This window comes from Hwanghaeella sp. LZ110, from assembly GCF_048892525.1.
In the GTDB taxonomy this organism is placed as follows: domain Bacteria; phylum Pseudomonadota; class Alphaproteobacteria; order UBA8366; family Aestuariispiraceae; genus Pacificispira.
This window is the reverse complement of the sequence record NZ_JBLZHT010000002.1, coordinates 432,162-453,001: the sequence shown is the minus strand read 5'-3', so window position 1 is coordinate 453,001 and position 20,840 is coordinate 432,162. Positions and strand designations below refer to the sequence as shown.

The 20,840-nt window shown below is 53.3% G+C and carries 16 protein-coding genes and 1 CRISPR repeat array; of the genes, 9 read left to right on the top strand and 7 right to left on the bottom strand.

Features of this window, described 5'->3' with window-relative positions:
• The first annotated feature begins 345 nt into the window (after positions 1 to 345).
• The 8 genes from ACOSDM_RS05860 (at position 346) to cas2 (ending at position 9,278) form a co-directional block, all read left to right on the top strand.
• The gene (locus ACOSDM_RS05860) at positions 346 to 813 is read left to right on the top strand and encodes a hypothetical protein (RefSeq protein WP_420723558.1); all 468 of its coding nucleotides are present in this window, start codon (positions 346 to 348) and stop codon (positions 811 to 813) included.
• Positions 814 to 1,471: 658 nt separating this feature from the next.
• Positions 1,472 to 1,834 carry a hypothetical protein gene (locus ACOSDM_RS05855; RefSeq protein ID WP_420723557.1) on the top strand — a complete coding sequence of 121 codons (363 nt, stop codon included), beginning with the start codon at positions 1,472 to 1,474 and terminating at the stop codon, positions 1,832 to 1,834.
• A 217-nt stretch (positions 1,835 to 2,051) separates the two neighbouring features.
• Positions 2,052 to 2,576, top strand: coding sequence for a hypothetical protein (locus ACOSDM_RS05850; RefSeq protein ID WP_420723556.1), 525 nt, complete (start codon positions 2,052 to 2,054; stop codon positions 2,574 to 2,576).
• Between the two features lie 342 nt (positions 2,577 to 2,918).
• Positions 2,919 to 3,248, top strand: a complete 330-nt coding sequence (locus tag ACOSDM_RS05845; protein ID WP_420723555.1) for a hypothetical protein — start codon at positions 2,919 to 2,921, stop codon at positions 3,246 to 3,248.
• Between the two features lie 504 nt (positions 3,249 to 3,752).
• Complete coding sequence (locus tag ACOSDM_RS05840; protein WP_420723554.1) at positions 3,753 to 4,070, top strand: hypothetical protein; 318 nt, start codon at positions 3,753 to 3,755, stop codon at positions 4,068 to 4,070.
• 785 nt (positions 4,071 to 4,855) lie between these two features.
• Positions 4,856 to 8,047 carry a type II CRISPR RNA-guided endonuclease Cas9 gene (cas9, locus tag ACOSDM_RS05835; protein ID WP_420723553.1) on the top strand — a complete coding sequence of 1,064 codons (3,192 nt, stop codon included), beginning with the start codon at positions 4,856 to 4,858 and terminating at the stop codon, positions 8,045 to 8,047.
• Positions 8,044 to 8,952 (top strand): type II CRISPR-associated endonuclease Cas1, encoded by a 909-nt coding sequence (gene cas1, locus ACOSDM_RS05830; RefSeq protein WP_420723552.1) that lies wholly within the window; start codon positions 8,044 to 8,046, stop codon positions 8,950 to 8,952. The genes cas9 and cas1 overlap by 4 nt, the downstream gene beginning before the upstream one ends.
• A complete protein-coding gene (gene cas2, locus ACOSDM_RS05825) occupies positions 8,949 to 9,278 on the top strand; it encodes a CRISPR-associated endonuclease Cas2 (protein WP_420723551.1) in 330 nt (109 codons plus the stop codon). The genes cas1 and cas2 overlap by 4 nt, the downstream gene beginning before the upstream one ends.
• Before the next feature lie 74 nt (positions 9,279 to 9,352).
• Positions 9,353 to 10,840: direct repeats of the CRISPR family, unit length 36 nt; unit sequence AGTGTAGCTGACTTCGAAACACGGTCCAACCGCAAC.
• Positions 10,841 to 11,338: 498 nt separating this feature from the next.
• Here the strand turns inward: cas2 and ACOSDM_RS05820 are convergent.
• A complete protein-coding gene (locus tag ACOSDM_RS05820; protein ID WP_420723550.1) occupies positions 11,339 to 12,301 on the bottom strand; it encodes a LysR family transcriptional regulator in 963 nt (320 codons plus the stop codon).
• A gap of 101 nt (positions 12,302 to 12,402) precedes the next feature.
• On the opposite strand from ACOSDM_RS05820, the gene ACOSDM_RS05815 reads away from it, so the two are divergent.
• Entirely contained in the window at positions 12,403 to 12,864 is a 462-nt protein-coding gene (locus ACOSDM_RS05815) for an ester cyclase (RefSeq protein ID WP_420723549.1), read from the top strand.
• Positions 12,865 to 13,074: 210 nt separating this feature from the next.
• Here ACOSDM_RS05815 and acs read toward each other — a convergent pair whose 3' ends face one another.
• From acs to ACOSDM_RS05785, 6 genes are all read right to left on the bottom strand, one after another.
• Positions 13,075 to 15,015 (bottom strand): acetate--CoA ligase, encoded by a 1,941-nt coding sequence (gene acs, locus ACOSDM_RS05810; RefSeq protein WP_420723548.1) that lies wholly within the window; start codon positions 15,013 to 15,015, stop codon positions 13,075 to 13,077.
• 195 nt (positions 15,016 to 15,210) lie between these two features.
• Complete coding sequence (locus ACOSDM_RS05805; RefSeq protein ID WP_420723547.1) at positions 15,211 to 15,972, bottom strand: SDR family NAD(P)-dependent oxidoreductase; 762 nt, start codon at positions 15,970 to 15,972, stop codon at positions 15,211 to 15,213.
• A 21-nt stretch (positions 15,973 to 15,993) separates the two neighbouring features.
• Positions 15,994 to 16,662 (bottom strand): glutathione S-transferase family protein, encoded by a 669-nt coding sequence (locus ACOSDM_RS05800; RefSeq protein ID WP_420723546.1) that lies wholly within the window; start codon positions 16,660 to 16,662, stop codon positions 15,994 to 15,996.
• A gap of 50 nt (positions 16,663 to 16,712) precedes the next feature.
• Positions 16,713 to 17,726 carry an amidohydrolase family protein gene (locus tag ACOSDM_RS05795; protein WP_420723545.1) on the bottom strand — a complete coding sequence of 338 codons (1,014 nt, stop codon included), beginning with the start codon at positions 17,724 to 17,726 and terminating at the stop codon, positions 16,713 to 16,715.
• Positions 17,727 to 17,748: 22 nt separating this feature from the next.
• Positions 17,749 to 18,972: a multidrug effflux MFS transporter gene (locus ACOSDM_RS05790; RefSeq protein WP_420723544.1), complete on the bottom strand. Its 1,224-nt coding sequence runs from the start codon at positions 18,970 to 18,972 to the stop codon at positions 17,749 to 17,751.
• Positions 18,969 to 20,582: a phytoene desaturase family protein gene (locus ACOSDM_RS05785; RefSeq protein ID WP_420723543.1), complete on the bottom strand. Its 1,614-nt coding sequence runs from the start codon at positions 20,580 to 20,582 to the stop codon at positions 18,969 to 18,971. Before ACOSDM_RS05785 ends, ACOSDM_RS05790 begins: the two co-directional genes overlap by 4 nt.
• Positions 20,583 to 20,840 lie beyond the last annotated feature (258 nt).

Genomic DNA, 20,840 nt, shown 5'->3' with positions numbered 1-20,840 from the left:
CAGCGCCGGATTAACGACATCCCGTCACCCATTAACCCATCCGGACAGATCGAGACATATGGCAATCTTCATTGTTGACTGAGTAGCCCTGTTTCGCATCTCTTGCCGAGTGGTTCGATATGTCCCGGATGGTTTGGATTGAGGCGCCGCCCTGTGATCTTCCCTGCCATAAGCGCCTCAGGTCTTTACTGATGAATCTTATGCGCCGTAAGCCCCCACCCAAGCACGATCGCCTTCAAGGCGCACGAGTGGGCTTCTGTGCCGATCACAAGGCCCTTTCAACACTCGATCATAAGTGTTTCGATATGATAACTCCCAATGTTAGATCACCTTTGAGGACGTTCAATGCGAAAGTGGATTTTAGCAAGTTCAGCAGTGCTTGCGATCGCCATTGGGGCCAGTGTTGCTTATTTTGCCAACAACCCTCGCGATATGAAACGGCTCCAAGCTAGGTTCGAAGCATCGCTGGGTATTGTTGATCCCCTCGTTCAACGCTGCATCGACAAGATACGCCCGACCCTACAAAGGCGGGAGAGTTTTGAGTTGCTTGAGGGGCATCGCTACATGTTTGATGGGGAGGAATCGATTGAGGCACTGTTTCAGGCTCAGCTTCTTGAGGGCGGTGAGCCTTTAGAGGGGGTGGTGTTTTGCAGTTTCAACCCTCTTGGGGGTGACGAGTATGAATTGATGAGCGCCAAGATTGCGGGGGATGCTTACGCTGTCGTCCGGCGCACCCCAGCTTTTGATTTCAGTGATCAGTTTGGCGTCGTAACCATCTTAAAGCATCCGAGGTTCGACTCACTGAATAAGTGATGTCAGTATTATAAAGGCTGGATTATTGGCGGCTGCCGGATTTTTTGGGGATTGGGTTTGGTGTGATGCGGTTAGGGAGCCGAGGTTATCTTCCATTTTAATCGGGAGGTTTGTGATTTGCGTTCGAGATCAAGATCGCAGGAAAGCCCGATCTGATCATTGACTTTCCTGGTCATCGTGGGACCACCAACATGATTAATCAATCAGAGCAACGCGGATTGGAAATCATCACTGTGGATGACACCGGCGGCTTCTGATAGGGATTTAACTCTCGGCGCCAGAAAGCTTCACTGGTGAATCCTAGCTGATTTTCGCACGCCTACAACAGAATCACACCCAAAGCGCACCAGTGAGCTTTTCTGTCGCCCACAGAGCCACCTCAGACACCAGTGCCCCGCATCAATCAGATATCCCCATCCGAATGCCAGTCCCTCCTTGCTCCATATCAGATCGCCACATCAAACCATAAAGTAAAGAGTGATCCCATATGAATAGGCTCGTTAAAATTAGAAAACTTGCCATTTTTTCAATCTCTCTTCAATTGAGCATAAACTTATCCTTGTCTGCCCAATTAGAATTTGCAAAATTTAACCTATAGGGGTGTTCAAAAAAAACAGCACCATTAGGGAGATCGGCTTTTTGATAGGGGAGAATACAAATGAACATTTTCGCATTTCTCTTAACCTACATAATTTTCATGATTCCAACGTATCTCATTCGTTTTGCAGCGTTTAGTGCGGCGGTCCAGTCAACGAATTCTGAGCAAGATATAAGTAATATCGGCAATGCGGCTAGCTTAATGATGATTGCTTGTTTTTTGATCTTAGCGTTGATCGCGTTTTTTCGAGGACGCCGAATTGAAAAGCCTTGGCTTGCTGCATTTCCAATTGTAGCTGGGGTATTCGATGTGGTCCTGTTTTTCATACCAGTGGTTCCAACCGCTATGCATATACTCACCATAGTGCTTGGGTGTATCAGTAAGCCGAATAGCGAGACGATAAAGCCTACCAGCGAATCTTGATGACTAGCTTATCGACGAGACTGAAATCACTTATGCTGAGAATCGCCGGAAAGCGCAGGATACACCAGGATTATGAGGCGTTGAAGTGATACTCTGACTCCCCGAAATTAAGTGAGAAGTGAGCATACGGGTGCAATTCGGTAGTAAATTTTTTGATGCACTATTTTTTTCCAAGTATAGTGTTGTTATGGACAAAATAACATATGGATCGAAGGTTATGAATGCTTTGCGAAGGATATTGGTGGTTTCATTGTTGGCCGTATTTTCATGGTCAACCGCATCTCATGGTGAAACCGTCACCACTACCGATGGACGAACAATCATTTTGAACGAAGATGGCACTTATGCGATTGAGGCTGATAACACATTAGAAAGTGAAAAATACCTGTCTATTGGAGAGCCATTATTTGAGCATCATGTGAGCATATACAAACAAAAATCAGTCAGGTTCATTCCAAAGGTAAAAAATATCACTGATGATATCGTAGCTGGCGTTCGGTTTTCAGCTTCTTTCCAAGATGCATTCGGAGAAGAAGTTTTCAGATTTGACGGCGATTTAAGTGAGCGTATTCAGGCAGGAAAAACCTCAAAAGCTGATGTCTTCTACGTATTCGAGGACAATCAATTTATTTCGGGTGAGCCATACGATAAGCTCTTGCCTATGGTGAGCGGGAACACAGGAAAGGTCGTTACTATTATCACTGGGATAGCTTTTGACAACGGCGAAGTGTTAAAGTTCTGAACTCTAAATTAGTTCGAAACAACGTTAGAAAACCAAATTGCAAATTAAAAGATCCGTCGAAAGCTACTTAACAGCATTTTCCGACTCCAAACATTGACATGGGTTGCATTCTAGCGCCTCAGAGCTTCATTGGTGAATCTTGACTGCTTTTCGCACCCCCCAACAGCAGAATCACGTTCAAAGCGCACCAGTGGGCTTCTCTGTCGCTTACAGGGCTACTTCAGACACCAGTGCCCCGCATCAATCAGATATCCTCATCCGGATGCCAGTCCCTCCTTGCTCCGATTCAACCGATCGCCTTTCTTGGCTCTCTCACTAACCTCAAAGGAGAGAACAATGCCCATGAAAAGATCCATACTCGCAGCCGCCATCACAATTGGTCTGGCTGCATCAGCCAACACAGCCAGCGCGATGAATCAAAGCGATGCGCTGGAAAACATCGCGTCAGTCATGGCAGCGCAGGAGGTGTGTGGCTTTACGGTCAATCAGGACATCTTGCAGATCGCAGTTCAGTCGACCTTTGGCTCAGTAGATAGCGTCGCTCCCGGGGGAGAGCATTGGCCCGAGATGCGGACCAATATGTCCCGGATCCAGATGCTAACCGACACCGAGAGCGGACGGGCTTCATTCTGCGCCAGAGTGCGCTCGGACCTATCTGCCTTCTTCGACTAGCACTCCGCAACCACGACGCCATTAAAGAAGCGAGCAGCCCCCCATATCTGGGTGGGCTGCTTTTGCTTTGAATACCAAAGCAATTATTTGTCCTCATCCTCGGCACCTCTGAACTGCTTTTTATAAGGTATCTTAAAACTGTCAGCGTGCGTATATCACAATCTCAAAAGTCCACGCCGTTTTCGATTGATTTGAAGGTTGATTTTTCTGCCGGATCAACCAACCAGAATCAGCTTAATTCGTTGTATTCTGGCGCACAGATAACTCAGTCGTATTAATTTAATTAATACAATCTATGTTTGTAATTTGGTGCTTTTTTAGGACTATTTAACTAACCCTGAAAAAAATATTTCCCATTAATAACAGCATAATAACCCTAAAACAGGCCTAAAAATGCCCTACGGAAGAAATAGCATCTCGCTATGATGTTATTGGATCGATCAAAACGCGTCCGCGTGATGAGGACGATCCTGAATACCAACAGCAGTGAAAGGAAGTAGAATCATGGACACTACCGCAAGACTCCAGCTGTCGAAAATAAGTCTCATAACGAGCGTGGAAGAAAAGGGCAGAGAATGGGCCAGAAACCAAGCTACATTCTCCCAGCTATCCCGCCTAATGAGTCTCGAGGAATGCGATATTCCGCTCACGTTCGACTATTTTGCGCGACTCTTCAAAGAGCCGGGACCAGATAGTCCTGAAGTATCAGGAAGTGTCTATGATCTCATCGGCTATGACTATGATGAAGACACGCTCGATGCACTCTCACGAGCCGCTGCTCGCGGAGCGCTAAGCGTTTTCATAGAGGCATGCGCTGCCTGATCTTCAATGCTTCGAGGGCGCTTCGAAAAGTCACGATGCGCCCTCAAGCATCCTTTTAACATAACCGCCTGCCCCAGAAATCATATCGTGCCTGGCATTTAACACCCGAACTTAGAGAATCTGAAACACTTTCGTGACGATCTTGCTCTCCATATTCAGGAGCATCACGAGATAATTCAGGAGCATCACGAGATACAACGTGAAGGTAAGACGAAGTCCTAGAGATTGGCGGCATCAGATGAGGGGGATGGTGCCAACGCTCTGGCTGCTTGAATGGACATCCTTATACAGGGCCAATACCAATTACCCGACAATACCGACAATTCCAGCGTTGGGAGACAGGCGCTTTAAGACAAAAAATTCTGCCCAATAGAATAGGTTTCCGGGAAAGAGCCCAAACGCTGCATAGGTCAGGATGCTATTTCACGGCGGATTTCCGCATACCCTCGAATGCGTCGGCGGTGTGCCGGTCTATTGCCGGGGTCAAATGCCCTTTTCTACTCAGTATAAGGTTTGAGGCTCATGCAGCACCTCGTGAGAAATTTTTCGCCCTTGAAATTTTGAGACAAGCTATGAAAGTAAGAGCTTAACGAATGAATTAAGGCATAATCGCCGCCCCAAAAAAAACACGGCGCCCGAGAGCGCCGTGTCATTTTGTGGTCTTAAACCTTGTTAACGGAAAGACCGTGTTTCAAAGCCAGCTACAGCTTGTATTTGATTGATCTCATCATTTCATGCCATCGTCAAGTAGAAAAGGTAAATTATAACACTTAGAGGGGGTGAGCATGGCATGGCGGTTGGGCATTGATATTGGCACAAATTCAATTGGTATGGCGGTTCTGGATGACTACACGAGCGATAGCCGACGAGACCCCAGAGTGGAATTGGGCGTTCGCATCTTCAGTGACGGGCGCGACCCCAAAGATAGAGAATCGCTTGCAGCAAAGCGCAGAATTCCAAGAGGGATGCGACGAAATCGCGATAGAGCCCACAATCGAAACGAGCGATATCTTAAAGAACTGCGCCAATTCGACCTTATGCCGGATCCTGACCAATTGTCGAAGGAGAACTATGAGCAACTTCGACAAAGCCTTGGCAACCTTGATCCCTATATCCTGAGAACACGCGCCTTGGATGAGGCACTGGAACCTTTTGAGATAGGTCGCGCACTGTTTCAATTGAAGCGCCGGGGCTTTAAATCCAATCGTAAGACCGATGGCGCAGACAGTGACACAGGAAAAATCAAATCTGCATCGGAAGCCACCAAAGCCCTTTTGGCAAAATCAGATTGCCGAACATTTGGCGAGTGGTTAGGTCGCCCAAGGATTGAGGTCATCCAGCAAAATCAGGAAAGAGCCAAGGGGGATCGGATGCCGCTGCCGCAGACTCGCGTGCGACTGCGCGGCAAAGGAGCTCATGCGCATTATGAATTCTATCCCACCCGCGACCTGATCCTGAACGAATTCGATCAGATCTGGGCATCCCAAAAACGTTGGCATTCAGATATCCTGACAGATGAAGCCTACAGTCTAATAAGGGAAACGCTAGCCTTCCAGCATCCCCTGAAACCGCAACCAGTGGGGCGATGCACACTTGATCCGGAACAAGAACGCGCACCGAAAGCGCTGCCCAGTGTTCAAAGACTCCGCATGCTGCAAGAAGTTAATCACCTAACGCTGCAAGCTCCGGGAGAAGCGGCATTAGCGATTACAAAGGATCAGCGCGACATCATACTGTCAGGATTGGAAAAGTCGGCAAAACGGACTTTCGATCAATTGCGAAAGGCACTGAAACTACCCAGCGAAATCAAGTTTAATTTGGAAAGCGAAAGTCGAAGTCACTTAGATGGTGACAAAACTGCGGCGGAACTAGCGGCGAAAGGGACCTGGGGACCGTCCTGGCACGACTTGCCACTTGCGACCCAAGATAGTGTGGTCGAAAGACTATTGGCGGCAGAAAATGAGGAAAATCTAATCCAATGGCTTAAGAATGAATTCAATCTGACGGATGAGATCGCGCAAAAAGTTGCTCGCAAGCGTCTGCCTGCCGGTCACGGTGCCTTCTGCCGAGAAGTCACACAACGTTTACTGCCTCATCTGGAAGCCGATGTCATATCCTATGACAAAGCCGTCGCCGCTGCGGGGTATGACAGCCATTCGGACCTTGCCGGAGACGAAAGATTTCAAAACGGTCTTCCCTACTATGGGAAAATTCTGACCCGACATGTTGCTTTCGGTAGTGGCGTCGCCTCTGATTCAGATGAGGTTCGCTATGGCAAGATTGCCAATCCCACAGTGCATGTCGCCTTAAATCAGGTGCGTCATGTGGTAAATGATCTGATTGCTCGTCACGGGCCGCCATCTGAAATCATCGTTGAATTGGCGAGGGATCTGCCCCTTTCAGCAATCCGACAGAAAGAAGATGATAAAAAGCGCCGCAACAACCAGTTAGAAAACGAAAAAAGGAGCGTCGAACTGAAACGCTTTGGTCAGTCGGACAACTATGAGAATCGGCTGCGCCTGAGATTGTGGGAGGAATTGAACCCTTCTGACCCACTGGACCGGCGATGTGTTTATACTGGCACCCAGATTTCCATCGACACACTGTTCTCTGACCGCGTTGAAATCGATCATATCCTGCCATTTTCCCGCACTTTGGATGACAGTATCGGCAATAAGACGCTGGTTACACGGCAAGCAAACCGAGAGAAGGGACGTTGGACCCCATATGAAGCCTTCGCTCACAATCCAACAGGTTATTCCTGGGCTGAGATCACTCAACGCATCAGTAATATGCCCAAATCCAAACAAAAGCGCTTCGCACCGGATGCTATGGAACGTTACGACAATGAGGAGCGTGACTTTCTGGCTCGGCAATTGGTCGATACGCAATACATGGCGCGGATCGTCACCGCCTATCTGAAAGCAACAGGGGCCGATGTCTGGGTGTCACCCGGAAAGCTTACCGCCGATCTGCGCTGGGCTCTCGGCCTGAATGACATTCTGCCCGGACACAATCGCGTAGAAGGAGGAGAGGCCCCAAAGAATCGCAACGATCATCGACATCATGCGGTCGATGCGCTGGTCATTGCCCTAACGGATAGAAGCTTATTGCAAAGAGCCGCAACCCTTGCTGCCCATCAGGAAGATATTGCCTCCACCCGTCTGCTGCCGAAACTCGATCCACCCTGGCCTACATTCCGGGATGACGTGCGCCAGGCGTTGGAGCGACTGATCGTATCGCATAAGCCGGACCATGGCGTGCAGGGCGCGCTGCACAACGAAACCGCCTATGGCTTGGTTCAGAGTCCAGCAGAAGCAAAGCAAAAGCCAATCGTTGTCCACCGCGTCCCCTTAGACAGCATCAGCAAACGGGCGGATATGGAAAGCATAAGGGATGAGACCCTGCGCGACCATCTCCTGCTGCGCACCGATGGTATTGCCGATGGCAAAGACTTGTCAGAGGCCCTGCGACAGATCGGGGAAGAAATGACCCCCCCGGTTCGACGCGTGCGCATCTGTGAAGCGTTGTCGGTCATTCCATTAACTGATGAAAACGGTAAGCCCTATAAGGCCTATAAGGGAGACGCCAATTACTGCTATGACATCTTTCTGGATGAGAAGGCGAAATGGACCGGGTCCATTATCTCCAGATTTGAAGCCAATCAGAAAAGTTTCAATCCGAAATCGCGCTTCACGCCCGATGGAAAGCCGCTGCTTCTGAGATTGCGGATAAATGACATGTTGGAACTCGACGGAGACAATGGGCGACGCATTATGCGGGTCGTCAAAATGTCTACCGGTCAAATAGTTTTAGCCGAACACCATGAGGCAGGCAGTTTGAAAGCAAGGGACTCTGACAAGGAGGATTCCTTTAAATATCTGACCGTCGCCCCGTCGCGCTTGCAGCAACTTAATGCTGTCATGCTAGTTCTAACACCGTCCGGCCAAATCAAATACAGGGGACTACTGTCATGATCGGTCGCGTGATTGAGGTCGCCACCGACGGCGCCCATCTCTCCGTTGACCGTGGTTTCATGACGGTCAGTCATCAGAAAGAGACGCTAGGCCGAGTTGCCATTGCAGATATTTCAGCCTTGATCGTCCGGGGTTATGGCGCCACCATTTCATTAAATCTCGCTTCCCGTCTATCGCAGTCCGGCATTCCAACGGTCTTGTGCGATTCGAATCAATCACCCAGCACTCTGCTATGGCCGATAAAAGGCCATTTTGAACAGGGCCGACGGATGCAAGCGCAGGCGGAGGCGTCCCGCCCCCTGAGGAAGCGCCTGTGGCGTGACATTGTGGTGGCCAAGATATCAGCACAGGCCTATGTGCTGAAAGCTGTCCAAGAATCGCCAGAACGTCTGAAACAATATGCCCGCTCTGTGAAATCCGGAGATCCAGACAATATCGAAGGACAGGCCGCGCGATACTATTGGCCCCGGTTGTTCGGTGAAACCTTCAGACGCAACCGATCCGAGGGAGGGCAAAACGCGGCGTTGAATTATGGCTATACCGTGCTGCGGGCTGCAACCGCCCGATCAATATTAGCGGCAGGTTTACATCCCTCTCTCTCCGTCCATCATAAAAGTCGGGGAGATGCGCTACGCCTAGCCGATGACCTTATGGAACCGTTTCGCCCCTATATCGACCTCACCGTCCACCGAATGCTGGAACCGGACACCGAGGAACTGACCCGGGACATGAAGGCAAAGCTGGCCGCAGTTCTGACATTGGATTTGGAGGGCCCGCGCGGTGCAAGGCCTTTGCAATCCTGCCTGGACGCTCTGGTTGTGTCTTTGGCACAAATCTATACCGGGGAGCAAAAGTCACTAGAAATTCCGGCACCTCCGTTCGGGCTCGATGCATCAGGCTCATGACATATCTCAGTGGATATCGTATCATGTGGGTAATGGTTCTATTCGATCTGCCGGTCACGGAAATAGAAGAACGACGCGCCTATACAAGGTTCCGGAATTTCCTTCTGGATGAAGGATTTGAGCAGGCTCAATATTCGGTTTACGTGCGCTTCACATCGGGAAAGGAAGCTGTGGAACGACTTTTAAAGGTCGTCGAGCCGAATGTGCCACCCGGTGGAAAGGTCGACATTCTGCAATTTACGGACAAACAGTATGAAAACATCGTCAGCTATCGGGGTAAGTCAAAATCAAGCCCCAAGAATCCCGACCAATTTGTTCTTTTTTAACTGGAATTCCGCAGGCTTTCTTGAAACGACGCGTGGGGTAAATTCCTTTATTTCAGGAACTTACCCCACGTCCGAGTGTAGCTGACTTCGAAACACGGTCCAACCGCAACGGCATCGCGAGAGACCCCGGACTGAATTATAGTGTAGCTGACTTCGAAACACGGTCCAACCGCAACAATTCAAAATGACGTTTGCGATAGGTATTCAGTGTAGCTGACTTCGAAACACGGTCCAACCGCAACAAACCATAGGGCCTTTCGGCATAGGACAGCAGTGTAGCTGACTTCGAAACACGGTCCAACCGCAACTGGCGCGAACCTCAGTGGCGCGAACCTCCAGTGTAGCTGACTTCGAAACACGGTCCAACCGCAACGTAATGTCCTGTATGTCCTGGTTGGCTGAGAGTGTAGCTGACTTCGAAACACGGTCCAACCGCAACTCTGCTCCGGTAATCTCGTTCTGCACCTTGAGTGTAGCTGACTTCGAAACACGGTCCAACCGCAACTCCGTTGTGAAGGTCGTTGAATAGGTTCCGAGTGTAGCTGACTTCGAAACACGGTCCAACCGCAACGAAGACCTGGAAACCGTCTGAAGTTGCGGTAGTGTAGCTGACTTCGAAACACGGTCCAACCGCAACATGCCTTCGGCAATGGCAAGATCCGCCGCCAGTGTAGCTGACTTCGAAACACGGTCCAACCGCAACGCAACAAGTTGGGGTTCAACCATCACTTGGAGTGTAGCTGACTTCGAAACACGGTCCAACCGCAACTGTTAGACCGGACGGCGGCTTTTATCCCTTTAGTGTAGCTGACTTCGAAACACGGTCCAACCGCAACAGTGTCATGGACAGCCCGTGCTTCGTGGTGAGTGTAGCTGACTTCGAAACACGGTCCAACCGCAACCCGCCGCCAGGTCAGCAAGGCCTCAACCCTAGTGTAGCTGACTTCGAAACACGGTCCAACCGCAACGCGCCATAGCCGATAGACCCCGGCCCATAGAGTGTAGCTGACTTCGAAACACGGTCCAACCGCAACTCGTCAGGGTCGGGCCGCGCGACATGGCGCAGTGTAGCTGACTTCGAAACACGGTCCAACCGCAACCTTCCACATCGACAGGACCCGCAGGCGCGCAGTGTAGCTGACTTCGAAACACGGTCCAACCGCAACAGTTCATCAGCCGCACCGCGTTGTAGCATTAGTGTAGCTGACTTCGAAACACGGTCCAACCGCAACATGTGGGGTTATTGGGTATCGTCGGACGGGAGTGTAGCTGACTTCGAAACACGGTCCAACCGCAACAGCCACGATCCGGGTCATAGATCCCTTGCGAGTGTAGCTGACTTCGAAACACGGCCCAACCGCAACGTGCCTCTTTGATGTTGTCGGCAGTAATGCAGTGTAGCTGACTTCGAAACACGGTCCAACCGCAACGTGTTCCGTCGCCATACAGGCGGTTGGCGTAGTGTAGCTGACTTCGAAACACGGTCCAACCGCAACTCGTGCATTCGCAACCAGCCACAGCCACGCAGTGTAGCTGACTTCGAAACACGGTCCAACCGCAACAGTCTTCGCCCGAATGAAAGATTGCAGTTAATGTTGCCAACTCAAAAAATCAGTCAAAAAGTAAGCGACTCAGCAAGCCTCGGACCGGTAAATGTGTCTCCGAGCTATGGCCAGGCATGTCCAATGGACGAATAGTAAATTTAGCAGTATGAGGAGTCTGTGACTGAGCAAACGGGGCAGCCGGATCCATGAGAACCGCGTGAGGGCGACCCCTTCCTCACCAGTCACCCGGACAAAAAGGGCGGCACCCATCGGCACCGCCCTTTCAGTTTCGCCACATGTGCGGCGCATCCAAATGTGCTTACTTCCGGTTCTGGCGATTGTCGATCAGGCTGTCGACGACGCCGGGATCGGCCAGGGTGGAGGTGTCGCCCACGAAGCCCTATTTTTGCTCAGTATAAGCGTAGTGGCTTGGAAGGTGATGTTTAAAAAAAGACAGCCCCATAAAGTTTCTGACGCAGGCTATTCCGTCTTGACCGGACGGGACGGAGGCGACGATCAGCAAATCAGGTCACCCAAGAATAAGGCAATCAAACCGTTCTTCGGCGCATTCGCTGGCCAAACCGCATGGGCATGGATTGGCGCGATACGCCAATCGGTCAAAATCTCCGCCACATCCCCCTTCTCAACGTCGTCGTCAGCAAGGAATCTCGGGATGCTGCCGACGCCTGCGCCTGCCCGGATCAGCCGGTAAAGAGCCTGCGCGTCACTGCAGTGAATCTGAGGATCCGGTTTGATTGTGATTGGCTGGCACCCCGGACAAGAAAACATCAAGGGCACGGAACGCGCCGGTGTCAGGCTCAACCAATCGAATTGCAGCAGATCCTTCGGCGACCTTGGAGGCGTCCGCCCGGCGAGATACTCGGTTGAGCCGACGATCACCCGGGGTGCCTCGAAAAGCAGCTGCGTGGTGGGGCTCTTTGTGGGTTTGGGGCCGATACGGATCGCGACATCGAAGCCTGCAGCGATCAAGTCGCGACGCGCATCCGAATAATCCAGAGTGAGCCTGACGAGAGGGAAGCGCCGCGCAAACCGCGCGATCCTTGCGGTAACCTCGGAGGCCGATAGCACCGATGCAATCATCACACGGAGTTCCCCGCTCGGGCTCGGTGCCAAGGACGACATGGCGGCCAACTCATTTTCCACGGCCTCGAGCAACTTTTGCGTCGCGGCGAGCAAACGCTCACCATCACGCGTTAGCGATAGCTGACGTGTCGAGCGGTAGAGCAAAGCCACCCCAAGGCTCGCTTCAAGCTGTGAGACATGATGACTGACAACGGAAGGGGAGAGGCGCAGATGCTGGGCGGCTCCCCGGAAGGATCCGTGATCGACCGTCTTAGCAAAGATAGCGAGCTGTCGAAGCCGGTCGATCATTATTAAAGAATCCAGAACAATGAAAAAGGTTTTAACTATCTTATGCGTTTCTATCGCAATGTCTATCTTGTTGCTCGGATGATGCATTGACGGTCTGCGCCTCGGCAAAGTGACGGTTCGATTGTTTCCGCATCGCCAATACCGGTTCATACTCACAGAGGAGATTAATTATGTGGAGAATTCGAAACTTGATCGCCGCCGCCTCGTTATGCGTCATTGGGTTCGCCCAGGCAGCCCAGGCGGACGACCTTGCAAGCGTGCAGACCTTCTATGACCTTCTGAGTAATCCTGGGTCCGAAGTCCACGTCACGGCGTTCAGAGACGTCACATCGGACGCCTGGGAAAGTGTCGGCGACTATTCGGGCAAGAACAAGCCGCGCGCAGCCTTCCTTGGCCAGATGGGTCATTTCGCCAAGCTTATCCCTGATCTCGATTGGGCTGTGCAGGCCATGCACCAGGATGGCGCCTTCGTCATCGTGCGTAGCCGTGCGACCGGAACCCCAACTGGACCGCTATTTGGTGTGGACGGCCAGGGGAGGAGCTTCGACATCATGACCATCGACATTCATGAAGTGCAGGACGACAAGATCATCCGCACTTATCATATCGAGGATTGGGCTAGTGCGCTCAGACAGCTAGCGGGCAAGTGAGCGATCGCAAAAGACGCCCAACACGGCTTTCTCGCCCCGCAATGTCTGAACACTACACCTGATAAACAAGCGCAACCAAGTGTCAACAGCCTGCGCCACGTTGCAGGCATTGGTGCACTTCGCAATAACCTTCCCGGCGCATAATCGAAAAGGCGGTGCCCATCAGCACCGCCTTTTCAAATTCCTAACACAGGACACACCCTAAACCGCTTACTTCCGGTTCTGGCGATTGTCGATCAGGCTGTCGACGACGCCGGGATCGGCCAGGGTGGAGGTGTCGCCCAGATTGGAGAAATCGTCTTCGGCGATTTTGCGCAGGATGCGGCGCATGATCTTGCCGGATCGGGTTTTTGGCAGGCCCGGCGCCCATTGCAGCCAATCGGGGCTGGCGATCGGGCCGATATCCTTGCGGACCCAGGCGACCAGTTCCTTCTTCAACTCGTCACTGGGCTCAACACCGCTATTCAGCGTAACATAGGCATAGATGCCCTGACCCTTCAGATCGTGGGGCGCGCCCACCACGGCGGCCTCTGCGACCTTGGAATGGGCGACCAGAGAGCTTTCGACCTCTGCCGTGCCCATGCGGTGGCCCGATACGTTGATCACGTCATCGACGCGACCGGTGATCCAGTAATAGCCATCCTCGTCCCGGCGACAGCCGTCACCAGTGAAATATTTCCCCTTATAGGTGGAGAAATAGGTCTGCATAAAGCGTTCATGATCGCCATAAACGGTGCGCATCTGGCCGGGCCAGCTTTGTGTGATGCACAGATTGCCCGATGTCGCACCGGATTGCGGATTGCCGTCATTATCGACGATTTCCGGTTCCACCCCAAAGAAAGGATTGGTTGCCGATCCAGGTTTCAGGTCGGTAGCGCCGGGCAAAGGCGTGATTAGGATGCCACCCGTTTCCGTCTGCCACCAGGTATCGACAATCGGGCAGCGACCCTTGCCAACAACGTCGTGATACCACAGCCAGGCTTCGGGATTGATCGGTTCCCCGACCGAGCCCAACAGGCGCAACGAGTCCAGTTTGCATTTCTCCACCGGGCCTTTGCCTTCCCGCATCAGGGCGCGGATCGCTGTTGGTGCTGTGTAGAAAGTATTGACCTGGTGCTTGTCACAGACCTGCCAGAAGCGCGAGGCGTCTGGATAATTCGGCACGCCTTCAAACATCAGCGTGATCGCCCCATTGGCCAGCGGGCCATAGACGATATAGCTGTGACCGGTGACCCAGCCGACATCCGCCGTGCACCAATAGACATCGCCTTCATGATAGTCGAAGACATATTCATGGGTCATGGAGGCATAGACCATATAGCCGCCGGTCGTGTGCAGCACGCCTTTGGGCTGGCCGGTGGACCCGGATGTATAGAGGATAAACAGCGGGTCTTCTGCGGACATTTCTGCGGGTTCACACTGGTCCGACACATCCTTGATCACGTCGTGGTACCAGACATCGCGCCCGTCGACCCAATCGATCTTGCCACCCGTGCGCTTCACAACGATGCAGGATTTCACCGATTTGCATTTTTCCAGCGCCTTGTCGGTATTGGCCTTTAACGGGATTTTCTTTGCCCCGCGCAGGCCTTCATCCGCGGTGATCACCATGACGCATTCGCTGTCATTGATGCGCCCCGCCAGTGCATCGGGGGAGAATCCGCCAAAGACGATGGAATGCACCGCACCGATGCGGGCACAGGCCAGCATGGCATAGGCGGCTTCGGGGATCATGGGCATATAGATACAGACGCGGTCGCCTTTCTTGACGCCCTGGTCCTTCATGGCATTGGCCAGACGGCAGACATGGCCGTGCAGTTGGCGATAGGTGATCGTCGCATCATCCTTGGGGTCGTCGCCTTCCCAGAGGATTGCGGTCTGATCGCCCCGGCTTTCCAGATGCCGGTCAATGCAATTGTAGGACGCATTCAACGTCCCGTCCTCGTACCATTTGATGGAGACATCCGGCACCATGAAGTTCACATTCTTCACCGTGCTATAGGGCTTGATCCAATCGATGCGCTTGCCATGTTCACCCCAGAAAGCCTCTGGGTCATTAATTGATTTGGCATACATCTCTTCATACTGCGCGCGATTGATCAGCGCATTATTGGCAATATCATCGGCGACTGGAAAAACATCGGTGCTCATCTGGGCATTCTCCCTTTGGATCATGGCCCCTCTGATCGGGGGCTTGTTGGTTCAAGTCCGGTCCATCAGGCCGAGACTGCAGATTTCCCTCTAACTTTGCCGGTTTAGACGCGGGTCTGCAACCGTGACTGCGGTATCAATTCATACAATGGTGCGAAAGCCGCCCCGTTGCGTCGTTTGACGCCGTTTCGGGACTCAGCGGGGTTGCATGCGCAAAGCACTGTCCAGGCGCACGCATTCGCCATTCATGACAGTATTTTCCACCATATGAAGCACCAGTGATGCATATTCCTGTGGTTTCCCAAATCGTCGCGGGAAAGGCAAGGTGGCCGTCAGGCTGTCTTGAACCTCTTGCGGCATGCCCAGCAGCATGGGTGTGCCAAACAGGCCAGGCGCGATTGCATTGACCCGAATACCACTGCGGGCAAATTCCCGCGCGGCGGGAAGCGTCAAACCAACCACCCCGGCCTTGGACGCGGCATAGGCGGCCTGACCGATCTGGCCTTCATAAGCGGCGATGGACGCAGTATTGATGATGATACCACGCTCCCCATCCTCATTGGGCTCCCGCTGGGCCATATCCGCAGCAGCAAGGCGCAGAATATTGAAGGTCCCGATCAGATTGATGTCGATCACCTTGCGAAACACATCCAGATCCATTGGCCCATCGCGCCCAACAATCTTTGCCGCCGGGGCAACGCCAGCGCAACTGACCGCAATGGCGCACAGACCGTGCCGTTCACGCGCGGTGGCGAAAGCAGCGGCCACTTCCTCCGCACTGGTGACATCGCAGGCTATCGCCAATCCATCAATGTCTTTCGCGACGGCGTTCAGTTTATCCGCGTCGCGATCCAGCAAGGCCACTTTTGCGCCGTTTGCTGCCAGTGCGCGGGCAGTCGCCTCGCCCAAGCCAGAGGCCGCCCCTGTTACCAAGGCGGCTAAGCCGTCGATTTGCATCGGTCTGCTCCTTTTTATTGTCTAGAAGTCGAGATCTGCATAATGCTTTGGAGGGGGCGCACCAGGAATGTGATCCCCCAGGATCGGGCGGAAGGCCGGGCGCGACTTAATGCGGGCATACCAGTCCTTTGCTTCTGGATGATCGTTCCAGGGCACATCACCGATATAATCGACACAGGATAAATGTGCCGCAGCGGTCAGGTCGGCCAGGGTCAGTTCCTCCCCCGCCAGCCAGGTCCGTCGCTCTGCCAGCCAACCAATATAACCCAGATGGGTGTGAATGTTCCGACCCCCGGCACGCACCGCGGAAGAACTGGGTTCCCCCATCCCAAGAAAGCGCTTCATGATCTTTTCTTCGACCAGATTGATGCCGACTTCCTGGTGGAATTTGATATCGAACCAGTCGATCAGTCGCCGGACCTCAGCCCGCATCACAGCGCCGGTGCCGATCAATGGCTGGTCACCATACATTTCGTCCAGATATTCGCAGATCGGCTGGGAACCACAGACCCGGTTCCCGTCTTCATCAACCAGTACAGGGACTTCCCCCGTTGGATTGATGGCCAGAAACGCCTCGTCCCGGTCCCAGGTTTTCTGAATCCGGGTTTCAAACGGCAATTGCTTTTCCCCCAGCATCAGCCGGACTTTACGACAATGGGGCGAGAGCCAGAGGTGATAGAGAAGCATCATGACCCTTCGCATATAGCGCCGGATAAGCGGTGCCGCAATGCGCTTTCGTATTAAAGCCTGTAAACGCGTGCCGCCGTATCATGAAAAAGCGCGCGACGCTCCGCTTTTGACCAGTCTTGCGTCAACAATTTGAAACTGTTCCAGATCGTATTATAGCCGCAACTGACGCTATCAACAGGGAAATTCGATTCGAACATGCACCGGTCGACACCAAACAATTCTATTGTTGTTTCATAGTAACGACGGGTTGCCTGCATCAGGGTCAGGCTGGTGGGCGGGCGGGGCTGCTTGTGCCAATCAAAGCCGTTTTCCGGCATGGCGATACCCCCCAGCTTCGCCATTACATTGGGGCAGGACGCCAATTCGGTGATATCGGCTTTCCATTGGGTGAAAACCTGATCCCCACGCCCTGCATAGGCCCCGACCCCCAATGGAACCCCAAAATGATCCAGAATGATGGTCAGGTCCGGAAACTGGCGGGCCAGATCCGTCACTTCATGGATTTGTGGATGGAAGCACCAGATATCCAGGCTCAAGCCCCGGGCCGCGACCTCTGCGACACCGGCGCGATACCGCGCATCCATCAACAATTCCGGGCCGGGTTTGGTGCGCACGTCGGGCAGGGCCGGATCTGAATCCCAGGCAACACCATGGCGGATACCCTTGAACCGCCCGCCCGCCGCGGCGATATGGGCATCCAGCGCTGGCGCGACTGCACCCCCCAGGGTCAGGTCCACGGCCCCAACGATCCCGGCTGCAATCCGACACGGACCATAGTCACCAGATGCCGCCATGGCGGCGATACCATTGACGAATTCTGTTTCTCCAACCGGGCGCATGACCGCTGGCCCATCAGCCCGATACATCGTTGCGGCCTCGATAAAAACCGTGCTGGTGATAGTGTGCCCGGCGCTGACATCCCGGTGAATCTCGTCAAAGCCATAGCGCGGGCTGATCCGATGGGGCTGGTTCAGCCACAGGTGATGATGGGGATCACAAATCTCCATTTCCGGTTCCAGCGCGTCTTCTGCACCGGAAGCCAGCCATGCATCATTCTTGGCCATATGAATTCCCCCTCAATTTAACCTATTGAGCGCCCGCACCGCGAAGGCCGCGATTGGTGATCATCATCGTGATTGAGGAAATGACCCCCAGACTGGCAAACCCGATAACCAACGGCAGAACAGTCCCGTCGAAGGCTTGTCCAACCACAATTCCGAAGACCAATGAAATCAGGGTGGTCAACGCCCCGACCACGGCAGAGCCTGTCCCGGCGATATGCCCCAATGGCTCCATCGCCAGGGCATTCAGGTTCCCGAACAACAATCCAATACAGAAAAAGCTGGTCATGCCCCACAGCATGAATGCCCAAAGCGGCGGATGTCCCGCCAGCACGATGTCGACAATGAGGAAACCGAGCGACAGACCTGTCAGGGTGAAAACCGCCGCAAATGACAGAAACCGCATCCCAAACCGCATCACAATGCGGGCGTTCACGACCGACGATGCCCCAATCGAAAGGGCCAGAATTCCAAAGAACAGCGGAAACAAATCCCCCAGGTTAAAAACATCCTGAAATATCTGCTGGGCACTGTTCAGATAGCCGACAAAGGCACCAAAAATGAAGCCTGCGGAGATCGTGTAGCCCAAGGCATGTCGGTTGCAGACTGTTTCTTTTACCGCCGAACCAATGCGTGCCAGGGACAGGGGCATCCGGTCACTATCGGCCAGGGTTTCTGGCAGTCGGAACATCATCCAGACGGCACAGATAAGACCTAACGCCATCAACAACAGAAAAATCGCGCGCCAATCGGCAACGAACAGCACCGCCTGCCCAATCGCGGGTGCCAAGGCGGGCACGATGATAAACACTGCCATCACAAAGGACATGATCCGCGCCATGCCGCGCCCGGCATACCGATCCCGAACCACCGCGATCGTCACCGTGCGTGGTCCCGCAGCACCCAACCCCTGCAATACGCGACCCAACAGCATGGTTTCATAATTCCAGGATACCAGGGACAGAATGCAGCCCACACCAAATATGGCAATCCCTGCCAGGATCATCGACTTTCGACCCAGAGAGTCAGACAGCGGGCCATAGAAAAACTGACCCACGGCAAAACCCAGAAAGAACAGCGATATGACCAATTGTGTATCATTGGCTTCCACCACACCCAATTCCTGACCAATGGCGGGTAAGGCGGGCAACATTGCATCGATGGTCAGGGCGACCATTGAAATCTGCAGAGCGATCAGGGCAATAAATTCAGGAAGGGATTGATCCCGGCCTTTTTTCCAGAAATTCATCCAACTTTCCTTCGCTTAACGTCTTTTAAAATTTCCTGTGCGGCATTGCGCCCCGGAATACCGCTGACGCCGCCGCCGGGATGGGCACCGGACCCACACAGGTAGACACCGGGAACCGGCATGCGATGGTCGGCATGGCCGGGTGCCGGGCGCAGGGCAAAAATCTGATCCAGATGCAGGGTTCCGTGGAAAATATCGCCCCCGACCATATTCAATTTACGCTCAATATCCAGTGGGCTGTTGATCTGACGCCCGACAATGGCTTGGCGGAAATTGGGACTGTGGGCCGCGACCGTGTCGATGATGTGATCGGCGACCTCTTCCCGGACATCATCCCAACTGCGCCCATCTGGCAGATGACGCCGGAAATGCTGACAGAACAGGCTCATCACATGTCCCCCCGGCGGGGCCAGGCTGTCATCCATCAGCGTTGGAATGCACATTGATACGACGGGGGCCTTGGACCAGCCCTGCATGCGGGCATCATCATAGGCGGCGCGGATATAATCCAAAGACGGGGCGATATCGATGGTATTCTTCATCGCGGTCAACCCGTTTTCATCATGATCGACCGTATCGAATTTCGGCAATTCGCTCAGCGCAACATTCATGCGGAAGGTCGCACTCTCACTGCGCCAGCCCGCCACACGCTTGGCAAACCGGTCCGGTGTCAGGGCCGGATCAATCAACTGACCAAACAGGATCTGCGGATGACAATTGGCCGCGACGACCGGGGCATGAAGTGCGGTTCCATCCTCCAGAACAACGCCTTTCGCGACCCCCTTATCCAGGATCACCTCTGAAACGGCCGCATTGGTCCGGATATCAACACCCTGACTGCGGCAATAGCGCGCCATCGCCTGGGTGATCGCCCCCATGCCGCCCTTGGCATAGGCCCAGGCGCCGGTGCGCCCATCCACCTGACCAAAGATATGGTGCAACAGGACATAGGCCGACCCCTGGGCATAGGGATCAACAAAATTCCCGATGATGCCTTCAAACCCATACAGGCCCTTGATCGGATCACTTTCAAACCAGCGGTCCAGAAAATCGCCAATCGACATGGTCATCAGTTCCGCAAGGTCGGCCTGACGGTCTGCGGGCAATTTGCGCAGAACATTCGCCTGCCCCAATACTTTCCATAGATCCGACAACCCGCCACCAAAATTGGGGGGCACCTGAGTGGCGATCACGCGAATGGCGTCGCCCAAAGATTCCAGCAAATCTTCAAATTCGGGATAGGCCGCAGCATCTGCCGCGGAAAACCGCGCCAGAGCCTGCTGGGCCGATGCGGGATCCCGGGGCAGATACAGGTGATCGCCAGGCAGGATAGACAAACTGCCCCCCGGACGCTGCAGCAATTCCAGGCCATGCTGAAACAGGTCCAGGTCCCGGATCACCTGCTGATCCAGCAAGCTTACCAGATAAGAAAAGACAGAATTGCGGAAGCCGGGATGAAATTCCTCCGTCAGGGCCGCGCCACCGATCACGTCGCGCCGCTCCAGTACCGTCACCTTCAACCCGCCCCGCGCCAGATACCCTGCGCAAGACAGGCCATTATGCCCCGCCCCAATAACAATCGCATCGGTCCTGTTCTCAGATGTGCTCATAATCATCACCTCACGTCTTACACGGTGTTGCATTAAGCACGGCTAAAGCATCAACAGTTGCCTGGAGGATAGCCCTATTCATGAAAATTCTCTCAAACCTGCGAGCCAAATTTGGACCTGTGCTATATGCAAGCCATAGGAAATAGCTGACGGGGTGCCGATTGGCGAGGTCGAAATTTGCTAACGACAAAACTATCAAAAGCCTGATAACAATGTTGATGGAATAATACGAAGGCGATATCTTTTGAGAGAATTTTA

Bases quoted from the DNA above. Each gene is read 5' to 3' on its own strand.
- ACOSDM_RS05860 (WP_420723558.1), top strand. From the start codon at position 346: ATGCGAAAGTGGATTTTAGCAAGTTCAGCAGTGCTTGCGATCGCCATT.
- ACOSDM_RS05790 (WP_420723544.1), bottom strand. From the start codon at position 18,972: ATGAATTTCTGGAAAAAAGGCCGGGATCAATCCCTTCCTGAATTTATT.
- ACOSDM_RS05820 (WP_420723550.1), bottom strand. From the start codon at position 12,301: ATGCATCATCCGAGCAACAAGATAGACATTGCGATAGAAACGCATAAG.
- ACOSDM_RS05805 (WP_420723547.1), bottom strand. From the start codon at position 15,972: ATGCAAATCGACGGCTTAGCCGCCTTGGTAACAGGGGCGGCCTCTGGC.
- ACOSDM_RS05850 (WP_420723556.1), top strand. From the start codon at position 2,052: ATGAATGCTTTGCGAAGGATATTGGTGGTTTCATTGTTGGCCGTATTT.
- ACOSDM_RS05795 (WP_420723545.1), bottom strand. From the start codon at position 17,726: ATGGCCAAGAATGATGCATGGCTGGCTTCCGGTGCAGAAGACGCGCTG.
- cas2 (WP_420723551.1), top strand. From the start codon at position 8,949: ATGACATATCTCAGTGGATATCGTATCATGTGGGTAATGGTTCTATTC.
- cas1 (WP_420723552.1), top strand. From the start codon at position 8,044: ATGATCGGTCGCGTGATTGAGGTCGCCACCGACGGCGCCCATCTCTCC.
- ACOSDM_RS05855 (WP_420723557.1), top strand. From the start codon at position 1,472: ATGAACATTTTCGCATTTCTCTTAACCTACATAATTTTCATGATTCCA.
- ACOSDM_RS05785 (WP_420723543.1), bottom strand. From the start codon at position 20,582: ATGAGCACATCTGAGAACAGGACCGATGCGATTGTTATTGGGGCGGGG.
- ACOSDM_RS05845 (WP_420723555.1), top strand. From the start codon at position 2,919: ATGAAAAGATCCATACTCGCAGCCGCCATCACAATTGGTCTGGCTGCA.
- ACOSDM_RS05800 (WP_420723546.1), bottom strand. From the start codon at position 16,662: ATGATGCTTCTCTATCACCTCTGGCTCTCGCCCCATTGTCGTAAAGTC.
- acs (WP_420723548.1), bottom strand. From the start codon at position 15,015: ATGAGCACCGATGTTTTTCCAGTCGCCGATGATATTGCCAATAATGCG.
- cas9 (WP_420723553.1), top strand. From the start codon at position 4,856: ATGGCATGGCGGTTGGGCATTGATATTGGCACAAATTCAATTGGTATG.
- ACOSDM_RS05840 (WP_420723554.1), top strand. From the start codon at position 3,753: ATGGACACTACCGCAAGACTCCAGCTGTCGAAAATAAGTCTCATAACG.